This window comes from Cellulomonas sp. P4_H12, assembly GCF_056400905.1.
Map to the genome: position 1 here is coordinate 1 of NZ_JBFUKJ010000061.1, position 4434 is coordinate 4434.

Genomic DNA, 4434 nt, shown 5'->3' on the forward strand with positions numbered 1-4434 from the left:
GCCTGCGCCCTGGCCTCCGCGGCCTCGGCGGCAGCCTGCGCCGCAGCGGCCCGCAGGGCGGCGAGGTCGGCCGCGGACGAGCCGGGGGCCGACGCTGGCGTGCTGTCCGACATGTCCGGAGCATACGGCCGCCACCCCGAGCCCTCTCCTCGAGCCAGGGCGTCGACGCACGGTGCGTCCGGCGGCGTCCCAGCCCACCGGACCGCGGCCGACGCCCCCGTCGCCGAGGCCCGGGTGCAGGCGCCCGACCGTCGGTCGGTAAACTCGCCGGGTGACCTCGCAGGACGCCCCCGCCCMCGCCCCGACCGACGACGTGCCGTTCCGCTACACCGCCGAGCTCGCGCGCGACATCGAGCTGCGCTGGCAGGACGAGTGGGCGGACCGCGGCACGTTCTTCGCCGCCAACCCGACGGGCGACCTCACCGACGGCGACGGCCGGCACGCGGACACGGCGCAGCCGGCCTACTTCGTCATGGACATGTTCCCGTACCCCTCGGGAGCGGGCCTGCACATCGGCCACCCGCTGGGCTACATCGCCACCGACGTGGTCGGCCGGTTCCGCCGCATGCAGGGCGACAACGTCCTGCACGCGCTCGCGTTCGACGCGTTCGGCCTGCCCGCCGAGCAGTACGCGGTGCAGACGGGCCAGCACCCGCGCACCACCACCGAGGCGAACATCGAGATCATGCAGCGCCAGCTGCGACGGCTGGGCCTGGCCCACGACCCGCGGCGAACGTTCGCCACGATCGACCCGGGCTACGTGCGCTGGACCCAGTGGATCTTCCTGCAGATCTTCGACTCCTGGTACGACGAGACGGCGCCGCGCCCCGATGGCGGTCTCGGCCGGGCCCGCCCGATCGCCGAGCTGGTGGCGGAGTACGACGCCGGCCTGCGCGGACCCGAGTGGGCGCACCTCGACGAGGTGGCGCGTCGCCGCGTGCTGGACACGCACCGACTCGCGTACGTGTCCGAGACGCCGGTCAACTGGTGCCCGGGCCTGGGCACGGTGCTGGCCAACGAGGAGGTCACCTCCGACGGACGCTCCGAGCGCGGCAACTTCCCCGTGTTCCAGCGCAGCCTGCGCCAGTGGAACATGCGGATCACGGCGTACGCCGACCGCCTGATCGACGACCTCGAGCACATCGACTGGCCCGACAAGGTCAAGGCGATGCAGCGCAACTGGATCGGCCGCTCGTCGGGCGCCCGCGTGCGCTTCGCCGTGCAGGGTGGCGACCAGGTCGAGGTGTTCACCACCCGGCCGGACACGCTGTTCGGCGCGACGTTCGTCGTGGTCGCCCCCGAGCACCCGCTCCTGGACGAGGTGCCGACCGCGTGGCCCGACGGCACCAAGGACGTCTGGACGGGCGGCCACCGCAGCCCGGCCGACGCCGTCGCGTCCTACCGCGCCGAGACGGCGGCCAAGACGGCCGTCGAGCGCCAGGCCGACGCCGGCCGCAAGACCGGCGTGTTCACCGGCCACCTGGCCGCCAACCCCGTGAACGGCGAGCTGCTGCCCGTCTTCACCGCCGACTACGTCCTCATGGGCTACGGCACCGGCGCGATCATGGCCGTCCCGGGCGGAGACTCCCGCGACTTCGCGTTCGCCGAGGCGTTCGACCTGCCCATCGTCTACACGATCGACGCCCCGGAGGGCACCGAGCCCGGCGCGCGCACGGGCGACGGCGTCGCGATCAACTCCTCGAACGAGGAGATCAGCCTCGACGGGCTGTCCGTGCCGGAGGCGAAGGCCGCGATCACCGACTGGCTGACCGCCAAGGGCGTCGGCGAGGGCACGATCACCTACCGCCTCCGCGACTGGCTGTTCAGCCGGCAGCGCTACTGGGGCGAGCCGTTCCCGATCGTCTACGACGAGCACGACCTGCCGCTGGCGGTCCCGGAGTCGGCCCTGCCGGTCAACCTGCCCGACGTCCCGGACTACTCGCCGCGCACGTTCGACCCCGACGACGCGCACTCCACCCCCGAGCCGCCCCTGGRCCGCAACGAGGACTGGGTGCACGTCACGCTCGACCTGGGCGACGGGCCGAAGCAGTACCGGCGCGACACCAACACGATGCCCAACTGGGCGGGCTCGTGCTGGTACTACCTGCGGTACCTGGACCCCACCAACGACACCACCCTGGTGGACCCGGCGCTCGAGCAGTACTGGATGGGCCCGGGCCACGGCGAGCAGAAGCCCGACTCGATCGGCGGCGTCGACCTGTACGTCGGCGGCGTCGAGCACGCTGTCCTGCACCTGCTGTACGCGCGGTTCTGGCACAAGGTCCTGCACGACCTGGGCCACCTCTCCAGCGGCGAGCCGTTCCACCGGCTGTTCAACCAGGGCTACATCCAGGCGTACGCCTACACGGACGCCCGGGGGACCTACGTCGAGGCGGCCGAGGTGGTCGAGGACGCCGGCGTGCCGTCGGGGTACTCGTGGAAGGGCCAGGAGGTGTTCCGCGAGTACGGCAAGATCGGCAAGTCGCTGAAGAACGCCATCTCGCCGGACCAGATGTACGCCGACTACGGCGCCGACACGCTGCGGGTCTACGAGATGTCCATGGGTCCGCTCGACCTGTCGCGGCCGTGGGAGACCCGGGCGGTCGTCGGCTCGCAGCGCTTCCTGCAGCGCCTGTGGCGCAACGTCGTCGATGAGAGCACGGGCGAGACCGTCGTGTCCGACGAAGCCCCCTCGGAGGAGACCCTCCGCGTCCTGCACCGCGCGATCGCCGACACCACCGCGGACATGGCCGCGATGCGGGTCAACACGGCGATCTCCCGCCTGATCGTGCTGAACAACCACCTCACCACCTTGCCGACGACGCCCCGCGCCGCCGTCGAGGCGCTCGTGCTCATGACGGCCCCGGTCGCACCGCACGTGGCGGAGGAGCTGTGGTCGCGCCTGGGCCACGAGCGTTCGCTCGCCCATGAGCCGTTCCCGGTCGCGGACCCGGCCTACCTGGTCGAGGACACCGTCACGTGCATCTTCCAGGTGCAGGGCAAGGTGCGCGGGCGCGCGGAGGTCTCCCCGGACGTCTCCGACGACGACCTGCGCGAGCTGGCGCTGGCGGACCCGGGCGTGCAGCGCGCGCTCGACGGCCGCGGCATCCGCACGGTCGTCGTTCGGGCCCCCAAGCTCGTCAACGTCGTCCCGGCCTGATCGCCGTGCCCGGCCGCCGTCGGCCCGAGCAGCCGTCGGTGGCGATCGTCACCGACTCGACGGCGTCCCTGCCGGAGGGCGCTGCCGAGCGGTGGGGCGTCGGCGTCGTGCCGCTGGACGTGGTGGTCGACGGCGAGCGGCACGTGGAGGGCGTCGACCTGTCCCCGGACGCCCTGCTCGCCGCGCTCACCCACGGCGGGAAGGTCACGACCTCGCAGCCGCCGCCCGCGGCGTTCGCGTCGGCGTACGAGCGCGCGGCGGCCTCGGGGGCGCGCGAGATCGTGTCGATCCACCTGTCGGGGGAGCTGTCGGGCACGGTCCGCGCGGCCCGGCTGGCCGCCGAGTCGTCCTCCGTCCCCGTGCACGTGGTCGACTCCGGGGTCGTCGCGATGGCCCTCGGGTTCGCGGTGCTCGACGCCGCCCGGTTCGCCGCCGGACCGGAGGCACCCGCCGCCCCGCCGGCCGCAACCGGCCCGACGTCCGCAACCGGCCCGTTGGCGGCCGCCCGTGCCTGGTGGCACACGCGCGCCCGGACCGAGCCTCGCCTCCCGTCCGCCGTCGAGGTCGCCGAGCACGCGCGGACGGTCGCGGCGTCGACGCGGGTCTGGTTCCTGGTCGACTCGCTCGACCACCTGCGCCGCGGGGGCCGGCTCAGCGTGCCGGCGACGGCGATCGGGATCGTGCTGGGCCTGCGCCCGATCCTCACGCTGCACGCCGGCGCGATCGACGTGCTGGAGAAGGTGCGGACCCGTCGCGCGGCCCGGGAGCGCCTCGTCGCCCTCGCCGTCGCCGACGTCGTCCGGCGCCCGTCCGCGCGCGTCGCGGTGCACCACCTCGGGCAGCCCGAGATCGCCGAGGCCCTCGCCGCCGAGGTGGCCGCGGCGTCCGGCGGACGGCTCGTGGAGACCGCCGTCTGCGAGTCCAGCGCCGTGCTGGCGGCGCACGCCGGGCCTGGGCTGCTCGCGATCGTCGTCGCCGACGCCTGACCGCCGCCCGTCGAGCCGCCCACAGCCCCCCGGGCCGCGCGGACCGCCTCGACCGAGGGCCGACACCCGCCCCGCGCCGGCGAGGCGCCCGTAGGTTCGCCGAGTGCCACGCCGTGACCGCGACCTGCCTCAGGGCGCCCGGCTGACGGCGCTCACCACGCCCCGCCGCGCTCCGGTCCCGCCCGTCGCCCCGACGTTCCCGGCCGCCCCGACGTTCCMGCCCGCCCCAGCGTCGTCGCCCGTCCCGCCGTCCGCGTCCGTCCCGCCGTTCCCGCCGGCCCCAGAGCC

At 74.5% G+C, this 4434-nt stretch carries 2 protein-coding genes; both read left to right on the top strand.

Annotated features, from left to right (window positions below; translation table 11 throughout):
• The first annotated feature begins 271 nt into the window (after positions 1 to 271).
• Entirely contained in the window at positions 272 to 3160 is a 2889-nt protein-coding gene (gene leuS / locus AC1DQC_RS19690) for a leucine--tRNA ligase (protein WP_477052922.1), read from the top strand.
• 38 nt (positions 3161 to 3198) lie between these two features.
• Positions 3199 to 4146, top strand: coding sequence for a DegV family protein (locus AC1DQC_RS19695; RefSeq protein ID WP_477052923.1), 948 nt, complete (start codon positions 3199 to 3201; stop codon positions 4144 to 4146).
• The last annotated feature ends 288 nt before the right edge of the window (positions 4147 to 4434 follow it).